Annotated in this window: 3 protein-coding genes; 1 reads left to right on the plus strand and 2 read right to left on the minus strand. The window is 62.6% G+C overall.

Annotated elements, in window-relative coordinates; all coding sequences use genetic code 11:
* Window positions 1-297: IS4 family transposase (locus F1609_RS20390; RefSeq protein ID WP_267876801.1), on the plus strand; the 297-nt coding region annotated here is incomplete at its 5' end.
* A 156-nt stretch (window positions 298-453) separates the two neighbouring features.
* Here the strand turns inward: F1609_RS20390 and F1609_RS20395 are convergent.
* Both F1609_RS20395 and F1609_RS20400 read right to left on the minus strand, forming a co-directional pair.
* Window positions 454-849, minus strand: a complete 396-nt coding sequence (locus F1609_RS20395; RefSeq protein ID WP_167078499.1) for a hypothetical protein — start codon at window positions 847-849, stop codon at window positions 454-456.
* Entirely contained in the window at window positions 846-18,629 is a 17,784-nt protein-coding gene (locus F1609_RS20400; RefSeq protein ID WP_167078500.1) for a hemagglutinin repeat-containing protein, read from the minus strand. Before F1609_RS20400 ends, F1609_RS20395 begins: the two co-directional genes overlap by 4 nt.
* Window positions 18,630-18,636: the final 7 nt, after the last annotated feature.

Here is an 18,636-nt window from a genome sequence, read left to right on the forward strand (position 1 = left end):
ATGGTCGTCGCCTGGCGCATTACGTATTTGATGCGCAAAGGTAGAACTTGCCCGGACTTGGCTGCATCGCTCTTCTTCGACCCTGACGAGATTCGTGGAGCCCACCTGCTAACCAAGAGGAAAATGCCGGCCACGCCACCGACACTGAACGAGGTCGTAAGAATGATTGCGCAGGTAGGCGGCTTTCTGGGCCGCAAGAGTGACGGCGAGCCAGGAGCCAAGACTATTTGGCGTGGCCTTGATCAAGTGTTTGCCGCAGCCGAGACGCTGCGCGCCCTGCGGGAAGGGCTTGGCTGACTTGTGTATAACGACATGGCCCTGTGCCGCGCACCGTGCCCTTGAGCTTCTGGACGTTTTCCTTAACCGGCTAACTAGCGGGCAAATGGGCATCCAGCCCTGTAAGCCGCATGTTGTGATTCGCGGCAAAATATGCTCTGCGGTATTTGCCACGAGTCAAATAACTTTAAATGAAAAAATATCTTCTTCTTCGCTCTCGATTTGCCGAACAAATTTTAGAGCGTCGGTATCTACATATATCCAAGTGTCGACCGAGTCACTCGGAATATAACACTGAACCTTGTTTTTCTGAGCATATGAAATAATTTTCCCAGAAATTACTGAGGTAGGCAAGGGGCACCTATATAACTGCAACAATTGTGAAGCATCACCTCGAACCTCCACAACCACACAAATGCAAACTATTTCTGAATCATTCAGCTCCTCGACCAGAGAGTTGAACTCATCAATATCGAAAATTAGTATTTTTTCAGATGAGCAATCAAAAATTTTAGATAAAAATTCCTTTAACTCAAAAAAAGAACAATGGAACTTCAATAAAAAATCTATCATTTATTTATCACCTTATAAACTTCGAGCGCTTTAGATATTCTTTCTTGGGGAATACCCATGTTTTTCATAATTGTATATGCTTGAGGAGATTCTCCAAATTTGTTTAGAACCCCCAATGCCTTAAATTCTCCCCGATCAAGAGGATAAAGACCAGGGCCCGATACCGGATAAAGAATGTCATCATGGAAACTATATGCTCGTCCATTCTCAAGATGATATACCCTACCAATTTTTTCCGCTTTACCCAAGTTAATTGCCAACACATCAGCCGAAATATCTACAACAGACCGGTCAATCACTGTATTCTCATCGCCGACATTTGTATTTTGCTTAACCTTATCTGCATAGTGTCGCGGATTTGGAGCCTTCAATGGTAGATTTTTATCTACATCCACTACAGTGTTTTTAACAACATTTGCAGGACCACACACATCAGAGCAATTGTGAACGAATGCACTTTGCTCTCCAGCAAAATAAGTATGGAAATCGGCAACGGTAAAGTTATATGTTACTGCAGAACGTCCTAGGCTAGTTAGCGACTGCACCGTTAGCTGACCGCGCTGAAGATTTTCCAGTTCCATACCGCGTTCAAGATCGATTGCGTTAACCCATCCTTTATCTTTTACCCAATAAGGATGATTGTCAGTAACATCCATACTTTCGTTGACTCCACGAAAGTCCTGCGTTACTAATCGGTATAACGGCTTCGCTTTGGTGACCATCAATTGAGTCACTGGCTTAAGCTCGGTCGCGCCAGTTTCGGGGTTGCGAGCGTAAACTAACTGCCCAACCTGAATTTGTTCAATAGCCACTGTTCCCGACGACGCAACCACAGGAGTGCCTGCTGGAAAGCAACAGCAGGCTTCGACAACCGTTTTTGTGGCGGTATTATCAGTTGCCGGTTTTGAATCTGATGCTACCGAGTTAACCAGGCTTGTCCCTGTAGACACGACAGGGCTAGTAGTGTTAACACCTCCGTTTATAGCCGGCACCGTCGCAGGAGTATAAGTTGGGGCAAGAGCAGGGGATGTCGGCAATGGGGCTTCCCACAGTTTTGGAACTGGAGTACCGACAAATACCTCTGGCCCAACCACAACGTATTTCCCCGTCAAGGGGTCCATACGCATGACAATTTCGTCGCCTACTGATGCACCCGTCCGTGCAGCGTACGGTATCGGCACTGGCGTTGGGCGCGCGGCAATGGCCGCTCTCACCGGACCGTAGAATGTTGAACCCAGGCCAAAGAGACCACCCGCCATCTGCAGGCCGCCGCCAACGGTATCTCCATTGGCAACTTTAACGCCGCCTTCGCCAACGTTAAAGCCGTTCATGCCGGCACATCCCACCAAGGTGTATATGCAAGCCACAGTTGTAAGCACCATCACTTGACCGTCGTGCGCTCGCTGATCCCTCTGTGCGGGCGTTATGCCGGCATTTACGGCGAGAAGCAAAGGCGAGTACTTGCCAATGTTCTGGGCATTAATTGATGAGTTAAAGTACTCGGCCGGATGCGTCTTGTCGTAGTTGTTGTAATCCCACTTTGTCCCTGTGGCGCTGTCCTGCCCTTTCTTTCCAATGACTCCGACGACCAGCTCATCAATTCGGCCACCATCGTACAAATTCGTCTCATTGTTCGTCCAGCGAAGCAGCTGACGCTCGATACGTGCCAGTGCCTCTGCCTCGGAAATCCCCCCGGCCTTCGCTACCGCCTTGGCGTATTTCTTCGCAAGATCAATTTCGTTTTGATGCAACTGGCGGTTATTCAGGTCGATTATTTCAGCGGTGAAACCTCCCTGCAGGCCCGCAAGCAGGGTGCTGTTACCATCTGCCCCATTCGCCGCCGCTGCTGCGGCCCCCACCAGCGCCCCGCCAATCGCCGCACCAGTTTCCTGATAGGCATTCACAAAGCTAGCTCGTTCCGGCGATCCCACGGCCAGGCCAAGCTTGTCGGCCGCAGCTTCGCCGCTCGCCTCGCCAACTTGCTGGCCCAGGTTACCGCCAATGACACCAGCGCCATTGCTCAGCGCACCGCTGGATCCACCCGTGATGCCGCCAACAATTCCCTGGGTCGCCGTGTGCAGGCCGACGCGATAGATTCCGTTGTCGCCCCAGTTCGCCGCCGTTGTCAGCGCGTCATTGGCCTTGGCTGTAAAGGCAGCCGCCGCAACCGGGTCGTTGTTCGCGGTGGCATTCTCTGCCTGTTGCAAGTACTCTCCGGCCAGCTTTTGCGCATCCTCAACCTGTTTCGCTCCGATGTCGCCCACCTTCGTCGCAATCAATGGCGTAACTTGCTTCGCAATATCGGTCAGCGCCCTGGCGACCTCCCGCTCGCTTTGCAGTTGCTTCAGATCGAAGATTTTGCCGATCGTCCCGGCGCTGTTCGCCGTGTCCCGATTCAGGCCGGCGACGGTATCGTCCGCGCTCTTCCCGGTCGCTGCCAACTGACCCTTGTCGTCCGTAATGACAACCGTACCTGCACCGATGGCGCTCTTCGTCGTACTTGCGGCACTGTCCCGTTGGGCCGGGGTCAGGTTGCCCGCAATGTTGCTCTTGATCGTGCTGCCGGCGCTTGCACCGCTGCTGTACGACAGATTCAAGCTGTCGCTGTCGTAGCTGGCCGCGTTCTTCACGTCCGACTGCGTCAGCGTGCCCGTGGTCAGCTTGTTCTTGTCGGCGCCGGCGGCACTGGCAATCACCCCACCGACCAGGTCGGTATTGTTCTTGACCGTCACGTCGAAACCCTGCTTACCGGCGTAAATGCCGGACTGCTGGTTCACGCCCGCGAACGTGCTGTCGATGGTCGACCTGGCCGCGTTCACGCTGCCGGAACTGGACCCCACGCAGAACGGCGGCACGCAAATGCTCACGCTCGCCCCGCTGCTCGTCTCCCGGCTCTTGTAGTTGTCGATATCCTGCACACTGACAATGTTCAAGTCGCCGCCGATGTTGGCCAACACCTTGTCGCCCTTGACCTCAGCACCGGCCAGGGTAGTGTCCTTGCCGCTCTTGATGGTCAGGACATTGCTTGCCGTGACGCTCGTATCCTGGTTGGTCGTGGCGCTGCCGTTGGCATTGCCACGCGACTGCCCCGCCGCCAGCTCCAGCGTAAAGCCGTTCTGGGCGCCACCCAGCCCGAATCCCACGCCAATGGATGCGTTATGGCTGGCGTTCTTGCTGTCGTTCGCACTGGTGTCCTGCGCGCTGGCCAGCGTGATGTTGCGCGCCGCATCCAGGGTCACGTCTTTCCCGCCCAATACCGCGCCATGCGCAGTAATGTCGCCGTTCAAAGCCTTGCCATCGGCATCCTTGCTGCCGTCGCCGGTGGCAGTGATGCTCAGGTTCTGCCCCGCGCTCACGCTACTGCCCTTGTTCTGCAAGGCGCTGTTATTCGTCGTACTGTCGCTGCTGCTGCCGCCAACGCTCACCGTTGCCTTGATGGCCGCCTGGGTCGGCGACGTCTTCGTAACCGCAACGCCGACCATGCCGGTGCCGGTGTCGGTGCCGGTGCCGGTGCCGGCACCGGTGCCGCTAGCGCCTGCAGGTGTCGAGCCAGTCATGCCGGTGCCGTTGGCAACGGTAAGGGCCGCCTTCAGCGCATAAATCCCGGCCAGCTTGTCGTTACCCTGTTGATCGTGCGCGGCAGCAGCCTGCTTGATGGCATTGGTCGCATCCACCGCATACCCGGACAGCGCCACCGTCACGCCGAACTGGCTGCTCTGGTTGGCCGCCTTGGTGCTGACCTGGTCCACGCCCGGGTCGAGGATGACGTTCTTGCCTTTGATGTCCACGTTGCCTTCGGCACGCAAGTCGCTGCCGCGCACGGCAACGTCATCTTTCGCCGTGATGGCCAGGTTGCCGCCGGCGGCTACGCCGCTGCGAATCGTGTTCTGCTGGTCCTTGCGCGTATCGAGCGTGTCGTTGCTGCGCTTGACGCCGACGGTGTTGGCCGAGCCATTGCCGCCCAGGTCGCCCAACTGCATGGTGCTGTGCGTTTCCTTCAGCACCGTACCGTCCTGGCCGCTGACGATGTCGATCTTGCCGTCCTTTGCGGTCAGCGCAATATCGCCTTTGGCCGTCACACCACTGCCCTTGACCAGGATGTCGCCCTTGTTACTGACCAGTTCAACACTGTTGCCGTTGATCAGGCTGGCTTTTTGCCTGGTGCTCGTTTCATCGCTGCTGTCGCTGCTGCGTTTCTGGTTGTACGGCGACAAGGTCACACCGCCGTTGTTCGGCCCACCGTTGATCGACCGCGTCAAGTCGCCCAGGCTCGGCCCGGCCAGGCTCACGCTCGACGAGCTTGCCGTGGCCGCGCTGCTGTCGCGGCTGCGGTCGGTTGACGCTTCCACGGTGACGTCGCGCTCTGCGCTCAGCTTGACAATGCCGCCGCCGCTGATTGTCGAACCGCTGACCAGGATGTCGCCGTCAAGCGGCTTGCCATCCGCCCCCGCCGCACCGTTGCCGGTGGCCGTGAGGCGAATATTGCCGCTTGCGGTCAGGCCGCTGCCGGACTGCGTTTCGGCATCGTGCACCGTGCTGCTGCTGGTCTTGCTCTTGCCGAAAGTGACCGCCACTTGCGGCGCGGTCAGGCTGCTGTCGGCCAGTTCGGACAGCGTGCCGTTGACACGCCCGAACTTGCTGTCGTTCTTTTTGATGTCCTTCAGGTTGCGCATCGTATCGAGCGGCGTGCCCACCAAGGCGACGCCGACGCTCTTGGATGCCGTATCGACCGAACTGGTCTGGTGGGCCTTGTCCTTGCCGGGAATGATCGCGATGTTCTGCGCGGTGATATCGATGTTCCCGTTGAGCGCAGTGGTCCCGGTTTCCGGGCGCCCTGCGATCAGGTCGCTACCGGCGATGGTTGCGTTCTTGCCAGCAATCAGGGATATGTTGCCACCGGTGGAACCGAGCACGCTGCCGGTATCGCTCTGGCTGACATGCGTGCCGTCTTCACGGGTTTTCACCGTCGACGATCCGGCACTGAAGCCCAGACCGTTCTTCGCACCCGACAAACCGGACTCCTTGACAGTTGTCGCCGCGCTATAGCTACCCGTGCTGGTCGCGGCCACAACGTTGATGTCCGCGCCCGCCTTGACGGTCAGGTTTTTGTCGGCAAGTACCGACGAGCCGATCACATTCACGTTCCCCACCGCGTCCTTGCCGTTGCCGGCGACGATGGCGATGCTGTTGCCTTCGATACTGCTGCCCTGCGCCTGCTGCGCGCTTGCTGTGCTGGAACTGGTCGTGGTCTTAGTCTTGACCATGTTGCCGCTCTTGCTGTAGCTGTCGTTCAGACTGTCATGCTGGGTCGTGACCGCCTGGATCGTCACATCGTTATTGGCCAGCAGCGTGGCTGTGCCGTTCAGCGCGACCACATTACCCGCGTTCAAGACCAGATTACCGGTGCCGACCTGGGCGACCGGCTTGCCGTCCTTGTCAACTGCGCCCGTCGGCGTGCCGGTGGCGCTGATAGTGACGTTCTGCTTGGCGAGAACAAGTCCGCCGCTCAGCGTTTCGTCATCCGTCATGGCACGGTCATAGCGCTTGCGGCTGGCCGTTTGCGCATCGATAAAGGTGCGGTCCTTGACTGCGGAAATGGCAACATTGGCGCCGCTGATGCCCACATCGTTGGCCGCTGCAACCCTGCTGCCGCTGAGGGTGGCGTCGCCGCCCGCCCTGATGGCGATATTGTTCCCGGCAGTCAGCTTGCTGCCGATGTTGGTCACGCTGGCCTCGTTGGTATAACCGGTCCGCCCTTTGGTGTTGCCACCGAGCGGCACGAACAGTGTGTGTTTCTCCGCTACACCGGCAATATCGATGTTCTTGCCAGCCAATACATTCAGATTGGCGCCAGCGTTGACCTGCGCAGCGCGGGCCGTGAAATTGCCTTTGGCATCAATCAGCACATTGCCGCCGGCGATGGTTGCAACGCGGTCGATGTTGGTGCGGCTCGAGGTGCTGGTGCCGTTGTTGCCGACTGTGTCGATGCTGCGCGTCCGCGTCGTGCTGGACACGGTAATGTCGCGCCCGGCACTGAGCGTCACGCGGCTGTCATCGGCGGCGCTGCCGTCGACACCCTTGTTGGACAGGCCTGCAATGCGCCCGCCGATATTGGCGATATCGTTGGTCGCCTTGATATTGATCACATTGCCCGCGATCGTGCCGCGGTTGGTGACATCCTGGGCGTCGAGCGCGACGGTGCCGTACTTGTCGGTCGGCCTGGCGTTGGCGTAGCCAGCCAGGATGGTGCCGCTGTTGCTGATGCCACCATTCTGGTTACGGATGGTGACGTTGTCGCCGGCAATGAGCGCGCCGCCGGTCGACAGGTCGCCCTGTTGCGGGCGGCGCAGATAGACCTGCGGCACCATCGCTAAGGTGGTGCTACCGTCCGGTAGGGTGACGGTTTCTTCCTGCAGCCACACGATGTCGGTGGTCAGCTGGGCCATCTGCTGTTCGGACAGCGCTACACCCGGGGTCAGCTGGAACTGCCTGGCGTAAGCGACGCCCGCATCCATCAGCGCCGTGAAGGCCTTTTCGTTGTTTTCGTAACCGGACAGCTTGTTGCGCCCGGTGATGTTGACCAACTGGTCGGCAAACGCGCGCTGCTCCACGAAGCCGTCGCCGTAGCGCTTCAGGGTGCGCTGCGGATCGAGGCCGAGCTGGGTCAGGAAGTAATCGCTGCCGATCCACTTGTTCTTGTCGGTAAACAGCGGGTCCGTTTCGACCAGATAACCGGCGCCCTCCCCTGGTTTCAGCGAGAACAGATTGCCCGTCGGCGCCTTCCAGTCCGCGTTGCTGGTGAGCGTGACGTTCGGTACCTTCGGATCGGTGGCGCGGCCGTTGATATAGGCTGGGTCGGAGCCGGCAACACCGGCGACCGTCTTCTCCGCCACCGTCACGGGACGGGCGGCGGCAAACCTGGCGAACGAAGTCGTCAGGTCGCCGATAGCCGTCTGCTGCGCTGCGCGTGCATTGCCCGCGATAACGCTGCCAGGCAAGGCGTTGCCTTTCACCTGACCGGTGACCACTGGCTGCGCGCTGGTGCCGACGCTAACGTCCGCTGCGCCGCCACTGCCTGTTTTCTGCGCGTCGGTGGTGACCGGAGCGGCCCCGCCGCTGGTACCTGCCACTTGCGGGCCGATCTGGGTGCCGCCAGCGGCGACGACGGTGTTGACGGACGGCGCGCCGCCAGCAGTCACGCCCTGGGCTGCGACGCCTTGCACCGAGGTGTTGGTATTGATGGCGCCGACGTTGACGCCGACCGTGGTGCTGTCGTTCTGATAGGTGATGACGTTACCGGTCTTGGTGATCGTCGTATCGCCCGCCGCAGTGTTGCCATTGCTGGCGCTGATATTGCCGGGCACGCCAGTGCCGAGGGTACCGACGACTTTGGCAGGATCGGCAACGGTAATCGTTGGGTCCACGGGAGCAGCCGGCGCAGGTGCGGCGCCGCCGCTGTCGTAAAGGACACCAGCGATATCGATCGAGGTGGTCGGACCAACGTCCTGGAAAGCCTGTTCCGGGCCATAGTTCCGAACGTGCTTTTTATTGAAGGTGCCGCCAGTCCACCCCACCGACGTGTCGTACTTGATTCCAGAATAGGTGACCTGTTTGATTCCCTGCGTCGAGATATTGACACTATCGCCTGCCGACTTGATCGCACCATTGCCGACTTCGGCGCCACCGCCAATTCCGATATTTCCACCCGCAATAATCTGGCTATCGATATTGATTGCAATGCTGGCCGAAATGTTACCTGCCGCCGTGACGACGCCAGCCTGCGATTTGGTCATTACCGATGCAACCGTGGTCCTCGTATCAATCGTCTTCTTGGTGTAGTCCTCGATCTTGTCGTGCAAAGCACTCGGGTGGATATAGTAATGCTGATCGTCCGTGTAATACGACAACTGCTCAACCGCGTATTCGGTATTGGTGCCTGCCGGGGTAATCGTGACGCGGTTCATCCCTTCGACAGTGGTTTGGTCTACGAATCCAATACCGCCTTCCAATCCGAACGCGGCGCAATTCGACGCGCCCTGTCCGTTGCCGCCAGCACCACTGACGCAGTTCAGGTTTTGCAGCATCCCGGAAATATTGAGATTGCCGCCCGATTCGATCCGCCCCCCGGCATTGACCACGCCAGCCAACTGCATATTGCCCAGGCTGATCACATTCGCACCCGGCTTGTTGACCAGCATCCCGCCCACGGTCAGCGTCTCGCGCGCGCCGATGGTGGCATTCGCTTCGTTCGACACGGCGCCGCCCGTCATCACGACATTGCCGCCGTAAATGCGCCCGGTATTGACCGTATTGCCGGCGTTGATGCTCGTATTGCCGATCGAATTGACCACCGCGGAACCGTGGTTAGTCAAGCTGCCGACGTTAATCGTGGTATTGGTCGCGCTGATCGAACCGTAGTTATTCAACTCATTGGCCGACAAACTCAGGTCCTTGGCCGCGCTGATCGTGCCCTTATTCGTGTACTTGCCGTTGTTGAGAACAATCTCCAGATTGTTCTCGGCCGCCACCAGGCCCTGGTTGGTGTAATCGCCATCCATCTCCAGGCGCAGGGTGCCGGTCGAGGCCATCACGCCATTGGCGCTGAATTTCGCCATGTGCGCCGTCAGCGTAAGCGTCGCGTCGGTACGCCCCGCCGTATTGATGAAATCGGCCGTGTCGATCGCGACTGTTTCGCCGCTCAGCTGGCCGCCGCTGTTGTCGATGCTGGCCGTGCCAGTGACCTTCAGGTTCTTCAGCGCGACAATCGCGCCATTGACGTTGCCCACCGTGGCCGCATTCACGGTCACCGTGTTCGATGCCAGCATGCCCTTGTCGAACGCGCCGTTATTGGTGTTGCTGTTGTCGATCGCCGCCACATCGAGCGCCAGGTTGTTGTTCGCAAAGACCGTACCGCCGCTGTTATTGAGTAGCGGCGCCTTGAGCGTGGTATCGAGCGCCGACTTGATCTTGCCGTCCTGGTTGTTGATGCCCACCGAGCCGGTCAGGCTCAGCTCTTTCATGGCCAGCATGGTCGAGCCGCCGGTATTGTCGATGCTGCTGCCGTCAATGCTCAGCTTGCCGTCGGCGCCGATATAGCCGCCATCCTGCTTCACACTGCCGCCGGAAATGACGATATCGCCCTGGCTCACAATCCCGCGCTGCGTGCCGCTGTTGTCGTTGGTGAGCGTCTTGGCCGTGATGACGATGCCGCCCGTGCCCGCTTCGATCACGCCGGCATTGTTGTTGACGCTGTCGGCAGTCACCTTGGTCGACGTCAGTCCCGACAGCACGCCGCCGGCATTGTTGACGTCCTTGGCCGCCACAATCAGCTTGGTAGCCGAGCTGACCACGCCGTCCGTATTGTCCAGCTTGCCCTTCAGGCTGCTCAGCTTGATCTCGCCTTCGCTGGCGATGCGCCCGCCCTGCATGTTCAGCACGTCGGCGTCGGTCGTGGCCTGCACGCCGGTGAGGCCATAAATCTCGCCCTTCTGGTTCCAGATGCCCTTGGCGGCGTCGATCTCGACGGCCGCCTTGTCGCTCTGGATCGTGCCGCCCTGGTTGACCAGGGTGCCGGTGCTGCTGGTGAGAACTACCTTGTTTGTGGCCGCAATCAGGCCATCTTGATTGTTCACGCCGTTCTTGGCGATGATGGTGACATCGGCGCCGGCAAGCATGCTGCCGCCCTTGTTGCTCACATCGAGCGTGGCGGTCACATCGAGCGCCGCCTTGGCGCTGAGCGTGCCGCCATCGTTGTCGAAGGTGCGGACATTGACGGTCACTTTGTCTTTGTTGCTGACGATATTGCCCTTGTTGCTGACCAGGGTGCCGGCGTACAGGCTCACTTCACCATCGGACACGATGTTGCCGCCCGAATTGTCGGCCAGGCCGATGACCGACACGTTCACCGCCTCGGCGGCGGTGATGTTGCCGCCGTTCTTGTTGAGCAGGTTGCCGCCGGCGATGCCGATCTTGCCGGCCGCGCTGGCGATGGTGCCGCCATCGTTGATCAGCGACTCGGTGCCCGCGTCGAGCGAGACCAGGTGGTCCGCCGCGATCAGGCCGCCGCTGTTGATCATGCCGCGCGCCTTGAATTCGATCACGCCGGTGGCCGACAGGGTGCCGGCGGTATTGTCGAGCACGCCGCTGCCGGCGTTGAAGAACAGGTTGTCGCCGCTGATGGCCACGCCGCCGGTACGAATCCCGATGGCTTGCACCAGCAGGTCGGTGCCGAACTGGTAGGTAAAGTCGAGCGCGCTGAAGTCGAGCGCCTGGCCCATGCCGAACGACAGGCGTTTGCCGGCCGCCAGCTTGGCGTTGGCGGTGGCCACCAGGCCGCCGCCGTAGATGGCGGCGTTGTTGCCCGCCGCGAACTGACCGAAGCGGTAGTCGAGCGTATTGACCGCTTGAAGCGAAATATCGCCCTGCGTGCGGATGTCGATGGCGACAGCCTGCACATCGGTGCCGTTGATGTTAACGGCCGTGTTGGCAGCCAGCACCGCCTGGTTCAGGCCGACGTTCGCGCCGCCCACGGTAATCGTGTTGCCCGCTTGCAGATTGCTGCCGTTCAGGGCCACATCCGCGCCGGCCATGCTGATGTTTTTGGTGACGGCAATCTTGATGCCGTCGGCATCCAGGCGCGTGTTGGCGCCCGAGGATTGGATGGCGAAGCTGTCGCCGGCGGCAATCGTGCTGCCGGTCAAAACGGCATCGCCGGTGAGCAGACTGAGCTCGCCATTGCTGGCGAAGCGTGCGCCCGAGCCATCGAAACGCGCGCCCTGGGTGTTGATCGTCAGCGCTTGCTGGCCGATGACCTCGCCCTTGCGGCCGTCGAAAGCGGCGGTGGTGAGGCTGGCGCCGCCCTGGGCGCTGACCAGGCCACCCACATTGTCGAAGGCGCCGGTGGTGGCGAGCAGGTTGGCGCCGGTCGTGATCTTGCCGTCGGTATTGTCGAATTTGCCGGCCGCATTGAGCTTGGTGTTGCCACCGCCCGAAATGACGCCCTGGCGGTTGTCAAAGGCGCCCTTGCCCGCGTTGGCAGTCAGTTCGCCGTTGCTGAGCATGGAACCGTTCTCGGACGTGATGCCGTTGGCGACCACGCCCAGCGCAGTCGCGCCGGTCAGTTCGCCGTTATTGTTATCGAGCGCGCCACTGGCCTGAATGCTCAGCTTGTTGCCTGCCAGGATGCTGCCATCTCGGTTGAACACGGCGCCATTGGCGAGCATGGTCACGTCCATCCCGGCCGCGATCACACCGCCCACGGCGGGCGTGGCGGAACCGATGGCGCCGTTGCGCACCGCGCCGCCCGTCAGGCTGACACTGCCCTGCGCGCTGCGGATGGTGCCAGCGCTGTTGTCGAGCATGCCGCTGTTGTCGGTCGTCAGGTTCAGGTCGCCGTTGGAGGCGAGCGTGCCGCCCAGGTTCTGCACGCCGGCAGCGCCCAGCTTGAGCGACTCGCCCGCCAGAATGCTGCCGCCGCTGTTGACCAGCACGCCGTTGCCGGCCTGCACGGTCAGCGTCTTGCCTGCACTCAGCAGCGCGGCCTTGTTGTCGATGCCCTTGCCCTGCACGGTCGCGTTGGCGCCGGCCGTGATGCGGCCCTGTGCATTGTTCAGCACACCCTGGGCGATCAGCGACAGGTCCTTGCCCGCGCTGATCAGGCCTTTGCCGCTGTCGATTTTGTCGCCGGTGATGGTCAGGTCGGTGGCCGCCACGATGGCGCTGTCCGCACCCTGGCTGGCGATCTCGCCGGCCTCGATCGCGACCGAGGCCTTGGCGCTTTGCACGATGCCATTGCGGTTGTCGAGCAGCGTTTTCCCGGTGTCGAGCACCAGTTCCTGGTTGGCGATGAGAATGCCCGCCATGTTGCCCACGCCCTTGGCCGCAATGCTGGCCTTGCCGCTGGCCTGGATCTGGCCGCCCGCGTTATCGAGTGCGCCGCCAAGCGTCTTGAGATCGAGCGTGAGGTCCTTGCCCGTGCTGATCAAGCCTTTCCTGGTGGTCAGTGCAGCGCCGTCGATGCCGAGCGCGCCGTCGGCGATGATCTTGCCGGCATCGTTGTCGATGCCTTTGGTACCCGACAGCAGCATGTCGCCGCCGGCCTGGATCGCGCCGGCGCGATTGAGCAGCGCCCCTTTGACCGTCAGTCCGATATCCTTGCCGGCCGCGATAGTGCCGCCGCTGTTATCCAGCGTGCCCGCGCTGGCCAAGGTCATGGCGCCGTCGCTGTTGATCTGGCCCTTGACGTTGCTGATCGCACCGTCCGGGCCGGCATCGATAGCCAGCGTGCCGCCGGCCGTGACCTGGCTGGCGTCGTTGTTCAATCCCTTGGTGTGCAAGCTGACATTGCCGTTGCTGCCGATCAGCGCTTTGGCGCTGCTGTCGACCTTGCCGGCCGTGATCTCGATGCCGCTGCCGCCGGCCAGGGTGCCGGCGCGGTTGTCGATATCGCCGGCCTTGAGGTTCAGGCTGGTGCCGGCCTGGATCTTGCCGGCCTGGTTGTCGAGCGCCTGTACTTGCATGCCGAGCGCGCTGTTGGCCACCATGCTGCCGCCCGCGTTGCCGACGTTGCCGGCCTTGATTGCGAGCGTGCGCAGGGCGCCGATGCTGCCCTTGCTGTTGTCGAGCGCGCCGCTGCCGCTGTTGATGACCAGGTCGCCATTACTGACGATGCTGCCGCCCGTGCTGTCCAGGCCATTGCTGGTCAAGGTCAGGGCCGGCGCGGTGGCCGCGCTGTCGGTGGCGAGAATGGTGCCGCCGCGATTGCTCAGCGCACCGTTGCCGACGTCGAGCGTGACGTTCTTGCCGATGGCCCGGCCATCGTCGAGGATCAAGCCCTGCGCCTTGACCGACAGCGCCGCGTCGGTCAGGAAGGCGCCGCCCTGCGCGCCCGGCAAGGCGCTCTTGCCCAGGTCGATGCCGCCGGTGCTCACCACCGACAGGTCCTTGAACGCCGAATACTGTCCGCCCTTGATCGAGGCCGCGTTCACGGCCAGCTTGCCGCCGGCGCCGATCGACCCATCCTGGGCGTTGATGGCCGTGCTGCCGATGGCGATGTCGCCGCCGGCCTGGATGCTAGCCTGGCGCGCGTCCAGCGCGGCGCTGGCGATGCTGGTGCCGGCGCCGCTGGAAAGCGTCGATTGCCCCAGGTTGAGCGCACCGGTTTTCAGGCTCAGCAGGCCAGAGGCCAGCAAGTCCGACCCGCTGGCGTCGACACTGCTGCCCTTGCTGTCGATCAGCAGGTCGCCGCCGGCGGCGCTGATGGCCGCACCCTGCGCTACGATCTGCTCAGCGACGATGCTCACACCCTTGCCGGCGCGCACCTGTCCACCGCTCAGGTCGATCTGGCGCGCCGCCAGGGTCAGTGCGTTTTCACTGAGAATGCTGCCTTTGGCGCCACGCAGGTCGCTGTTGCCGAGGTCCAGCACCAGGCTGTTGCCGCTGGCAATCTTGCCGCCGCTATTGTCGATGCTGCCGCTGTTGATCACGGCCCCGCCGACGCCGACGATCGAGCCGCCTTTGTTGTTCAGGTCGGTGTCTCCGCCGGCCGCGACCGGCTTGCCGGCGATACGGTCCAGGCCGGTACGGGTTTGCAGCGTCAGTTGCTCGCGCGACAGAATGCTGCCGCCGCCATTGTCGATGCCGCCCTCGCGCGCCACCATGGTCAGCGCGCCGTTGGCCGCAATCGCGCCCTTGGCGTTGTTGATGGTGGCGCCGGACAGCGTGGCGCTGCCACCTGCCGAGAGCGCGCCGCCGGCCGTGCTGATGCCCTTGCCGGCGTTCAGCACCACGTTGTTGCCTGACGAAACGCTGCTGTTCGAGGTGTCGATCCGCCCGCTCGCATCGAGCGTAATGTTGCCGTTGGCGATGAAGCCCTGGTTCAGCGAGCCGCCGCCGGCCAGGATATTGCCGGCCTTGACCGTGATGGCGCCGGTCTCGCTGCGGTGCGTGCTGCCGCCGGCCCGGTAATCCTTGCCGCGCGTATCGATCGCGATGTCGCCCCTGGCCGCCAAGCGGGCGTTGCCGGCGTCGATGCCGGCGCCGTCGATGTCCAGGCGCGCGCCGCTGGCGATGGTGCTGCCGGCCAGGCCGAGGGCGCCGTCCGCCGCATGCAAGCCGAGGTCGCCCGCGCTCGACAGGCGGCTGGCGCCGGCGTCGATGCTGGCGGCGCTCACTTGCAGAGCGGCATTGGTCGCCATCTGGGTTCCGGTGAGGGTAGCGCTGTTGACGGCCTTGACCGTCAGCGGACCATTGGCGTTGATGTCGGCGCCAGCCAGGTTGACGCTGTCGCTCCCGTCGATGGCGATGGCGCCGTTGCCGGTGATGCTGGCGCGATTCGCCTGCACGGCATGGGCCGACAGGTCGATGTTGCCGCCCGCCATGATCTGGGCACTGTCCACCTGGATAGCCTGGTCCGCGGCGATCGCGATCTGCGCTTGCGACGAGATCAGCGCACCTGCCGCGTCGAGACGCCCGGTGCTGATGCTGAGCGGGCCGCCGGCGCGCAGCGTGCCGTTGGCGCTGGCGATGACGCCGCTCACGCTCAGGGACAAGTCCTTGCCCGCAGCCACGGTGCCGCCGCTGTTCTCCAGCGTGCCGGCGGCCAGGCGCAGTGTCTGGTTCGCGGCCAGCTTGCCGCCATTGTTGTTCAGTTCAGCCGCCGACAAGGTCATCGCGCCCTGTGCTTCAACCAGGCCGCGTTCGTTGGCAAAGCGTTTGCCGCTGGCGTCGATGACGACATCCTTGCCGGAGCGTAGCTGGCCATCGGTATTGTCCACCTCGTTGTCACGCATGACGATGCTGCTGCCCGTGGCAACGCTGCCGAAGCGGTTTTTCAACGCGCCGGCATTCAGCTCCATCGTGCCGGCCACCACGATATTGCCGCCGGTATTGTTGAACACCTGCTTGTTCGCGTCGAACACGGCGTTCGCATCGGACGACAGTGCGCCGCCGCTGTTATCGATGCCATTGGCGCGCACCACCAGCGCCGGCTTGCCCGTGGCGCCGCCCGATTCGGCCACCACCGTACCGCCCACGTTGCTCAGGCTTTGCAGGCCGGCGTCGAGCACGATGTGCTTGCCGCCCACCTCGGCCTTGTCGGTAACGATCCCTTCGGCACGCGCGGCAATATCGCCGCCGGCCAGCATGGCGCCGCCGGTCAGATCAAACCGCTTTTCCATGGTGATATCGATGTCGCCCGCGGCCGACAGCATGCCGCCCTGCTGGCTCTGGCCGGTGATGGCCAGATTGCCGCCGGAGACGGCGCTGCCGCCCTGCATCAGCAGCTCGCCGGTGGCGAGGGTGACGCCGCGTGCGCCGGACAGCGTGGCGTCGCGCAGGTCGACCGTCGCGCCCTTGAGCGCCACATTGGCGCCGCTTTCCACCCGCAGTTGCTGGGCGTTCAGGTTGGCGCTGTCCAGAGTGACGTTGCCGTTGGCGGCAATCGTGGCCTTGTCGAGCGCGGCGTTGCCGCCGATGACCAGCTCGACACTCTTGACCGAGGTCATGGTCGCGCTGGCGCCGGACAGGTTGTCCGCCTTGATCGCCAGCGCCTCGCCGGCTTGCACCGTCGCTGCGGTGGCGACGATGTCGCGCGCCGCCAGCGCCAGCGTGCCCTTGCTGGCCAGCTTCGCGCCGGCCAGGTCGAGCGCGGCGCCGCCCAGCGCCAGCTTGCCGCCGGCGCTGATTTCGCCGTTGGCCCCGAGCAGGCGCTGCGCGCCGATGCTGACGTCGCCGGCAGCGCCGATCGCGCCCTTGGTATTGTCGAGACGGCCAGCCTGGATGGAGACACTGGAATCAGTACTCTGGATCACGCCGCCGGCGCTGTCGATGGCGCCGCTGGCGTCGAGCCTCACGGCCTTGCCGGCCTGGATGGCGCCGCCGGCGTTATCGAACGCGCTGCCGGCGAAGGTGAAGGCGCCGGCTGTGATCAGCTTGCCCTTGTTGTTGTCAACGGCGCCATCCAGCACCAGGTCGCTGGAGGCGGAGACCGTGCCCTCGCGGTTGCGGATACTGCCCACGTTGGTGAACACTGCATTGTTCGAGGCCACCGTGCCGCCCGTGTTGTCGAGCACGCCCGCGCCGGCGTTCAGCGCCAGCTTGTCGTCCGCCACGATCTTGCCGCGCATATTGTCGATGCCGGCCGCGCGCACGTCCATGCCGCCGCTGGCATACAGCACGCCGCCGGTAGTATCCAGTTTGCCCTTGCCCGCATCGACGCTGACCGAGGCCGCCGTCACGGTGGCGGCGCCGCTGTTCACACCCTGGCCGCGCAAGTCGGCCGACCTGGTAGCGCTCAGCTTGCTGCCTTGCACATCGAGCACGCCGGCGGCGTTGAGAAGCAGATCGGTGCCGGCCGCCAGCACGCCATTGGTGGCGCGCAGTTCAGTGGCATTGAGCGTGACCGCATCGTTGGCCGCCCACTGCTGCTTGTCGACAGCGATGCTGCCGGCGCTGACATGCAATGCACGCTCGGCTTGCAGCACGCCGCCGCTGCCGTCGATGGCCTGCGCTTGCAGGTTCAGGTCGGTGGCCGAATAGATACTGCCGCTGCTGTTGATGCGCTCGGCGGCCAGCACGAGAGCCTGGCTGGCCGACTTCTGGATCACGCTGCCGCTGTTGTCGATCTGGCGGGTCTGCAGCAGCACGCCTTGTTCGGCGCGCAAGACGCCGCCTTTGGCGATGGCAATGCTGTCTGGCGCGGCGATGCGCACGTTCTGGTCGGCGTTGGTCTGGCCGGTCAGGGTGACCTTGCCGGTGCTGGCCAGAACCACGTCCTTTTTACTGTAATTGTCTTTCAGGGTCAGGTCGCCCTGCGCGCTCAAGGTCAGGTTGTCCGCCAGCGCTGCAATCCGGCCAGCGCTGTTCACGCCCAGGCCCTTGTCGGTCGCGACCAAGTAGATCTGGTTGGCGTACATGCCGCCCAGTTCGGCGATATCGATCGCGAAGCGGGGCGCGCTGCCAGTGCCGTCCTGCTGCGTGGCCTTGAGCGTGCCGTACAAGACCTTGTTGGCGCCGAGAACCGCCTGCAAATTCTTGGTCGACACTTCCCCTTCGATCACGATGCCGCGCGCCAGCAGGTCGAGTTGTTCCATGTTGCTAGCGTTCAAGCCGCCGGCGCCGATGGTGATCACGCCGCGCTGCACGTTCAGGCTGTCCAGCTGGCCGGCGCTGTTGTAGCCCGGCGTGCCGGTGGTGAGCGTGGCACGCCCGGCGGTATTGAGAAAGCCGCAGCCGTCGCAGGTGATGCCGTTCGGATTGGCGATGACCAGGTCGGCGCGCTGGCCGGCCACTTCGATGTAGCCGTTCAGGCGCGATGGATTGCCGGACGTAACTTCATTGAGGATGATGCGCGCGCTGGTCGTGCCGAGCTGCATATTGCCGTTGACGATGCCGCCCAGCTGGGTGCCGGTTGCCTCGCGGCTGTTATTGAGCATCAAGCCCTGCTTGCCCACGTTGAACTGGTCGTAGCGGTTGTGCGACACGCCGGCCGCGCTGGGCGGCGCGATCAGCACGATCGGCACACCGTTGGCGGCGGCGTCGACCAGCGGCTTTTGCCCGGCCGGTGCATTGCCCGCAGCGACCACCTGGGCGTTGGCAGGGGCCACCACCAGGGCCGTCTGCAGGATCTGCAGCACGATCATCATCTGCGCCACCGCCCGCGCCCACGGACGCCGCGTGCCGCCTTCACTCTCGATCGGCTCCTGCAACTGCTCCGCGACCAGGCGCTCGGCCGCGGTCAGGGTGGTTTGCTTGCTCAACAGATGGCGGATGGGTGATTTCATGATGGGT

Origin of the sequence: Massilia aquatica, assembly GCF_011682045.1 — a bacterium.
GTDB lineage: Bacteria > Pseudomonadota > Gammaproteobacteria > Burkholderiales > Burkholderiaceae_D > Telluria_A > Telluria_A aquatica.

What these genes read in the sequence shown, in the direction of transcription:
- F1609_RS20395 (WP_167078499.1), bottom strand. Translation starts at nt 849, where the DNA reads ATGATAGATTTTTTATTGAAGTTCCATTGTTCTTTTTTTGAGTTAAAG.
- F1609_RS20400 (WP_167078500.1), bottom strand. Translation starts at nt 18,629, where the DNA reads ATGAAATCACCCATCCGCCATCTGTTGAGCAAGCAAACCACCCTGACC.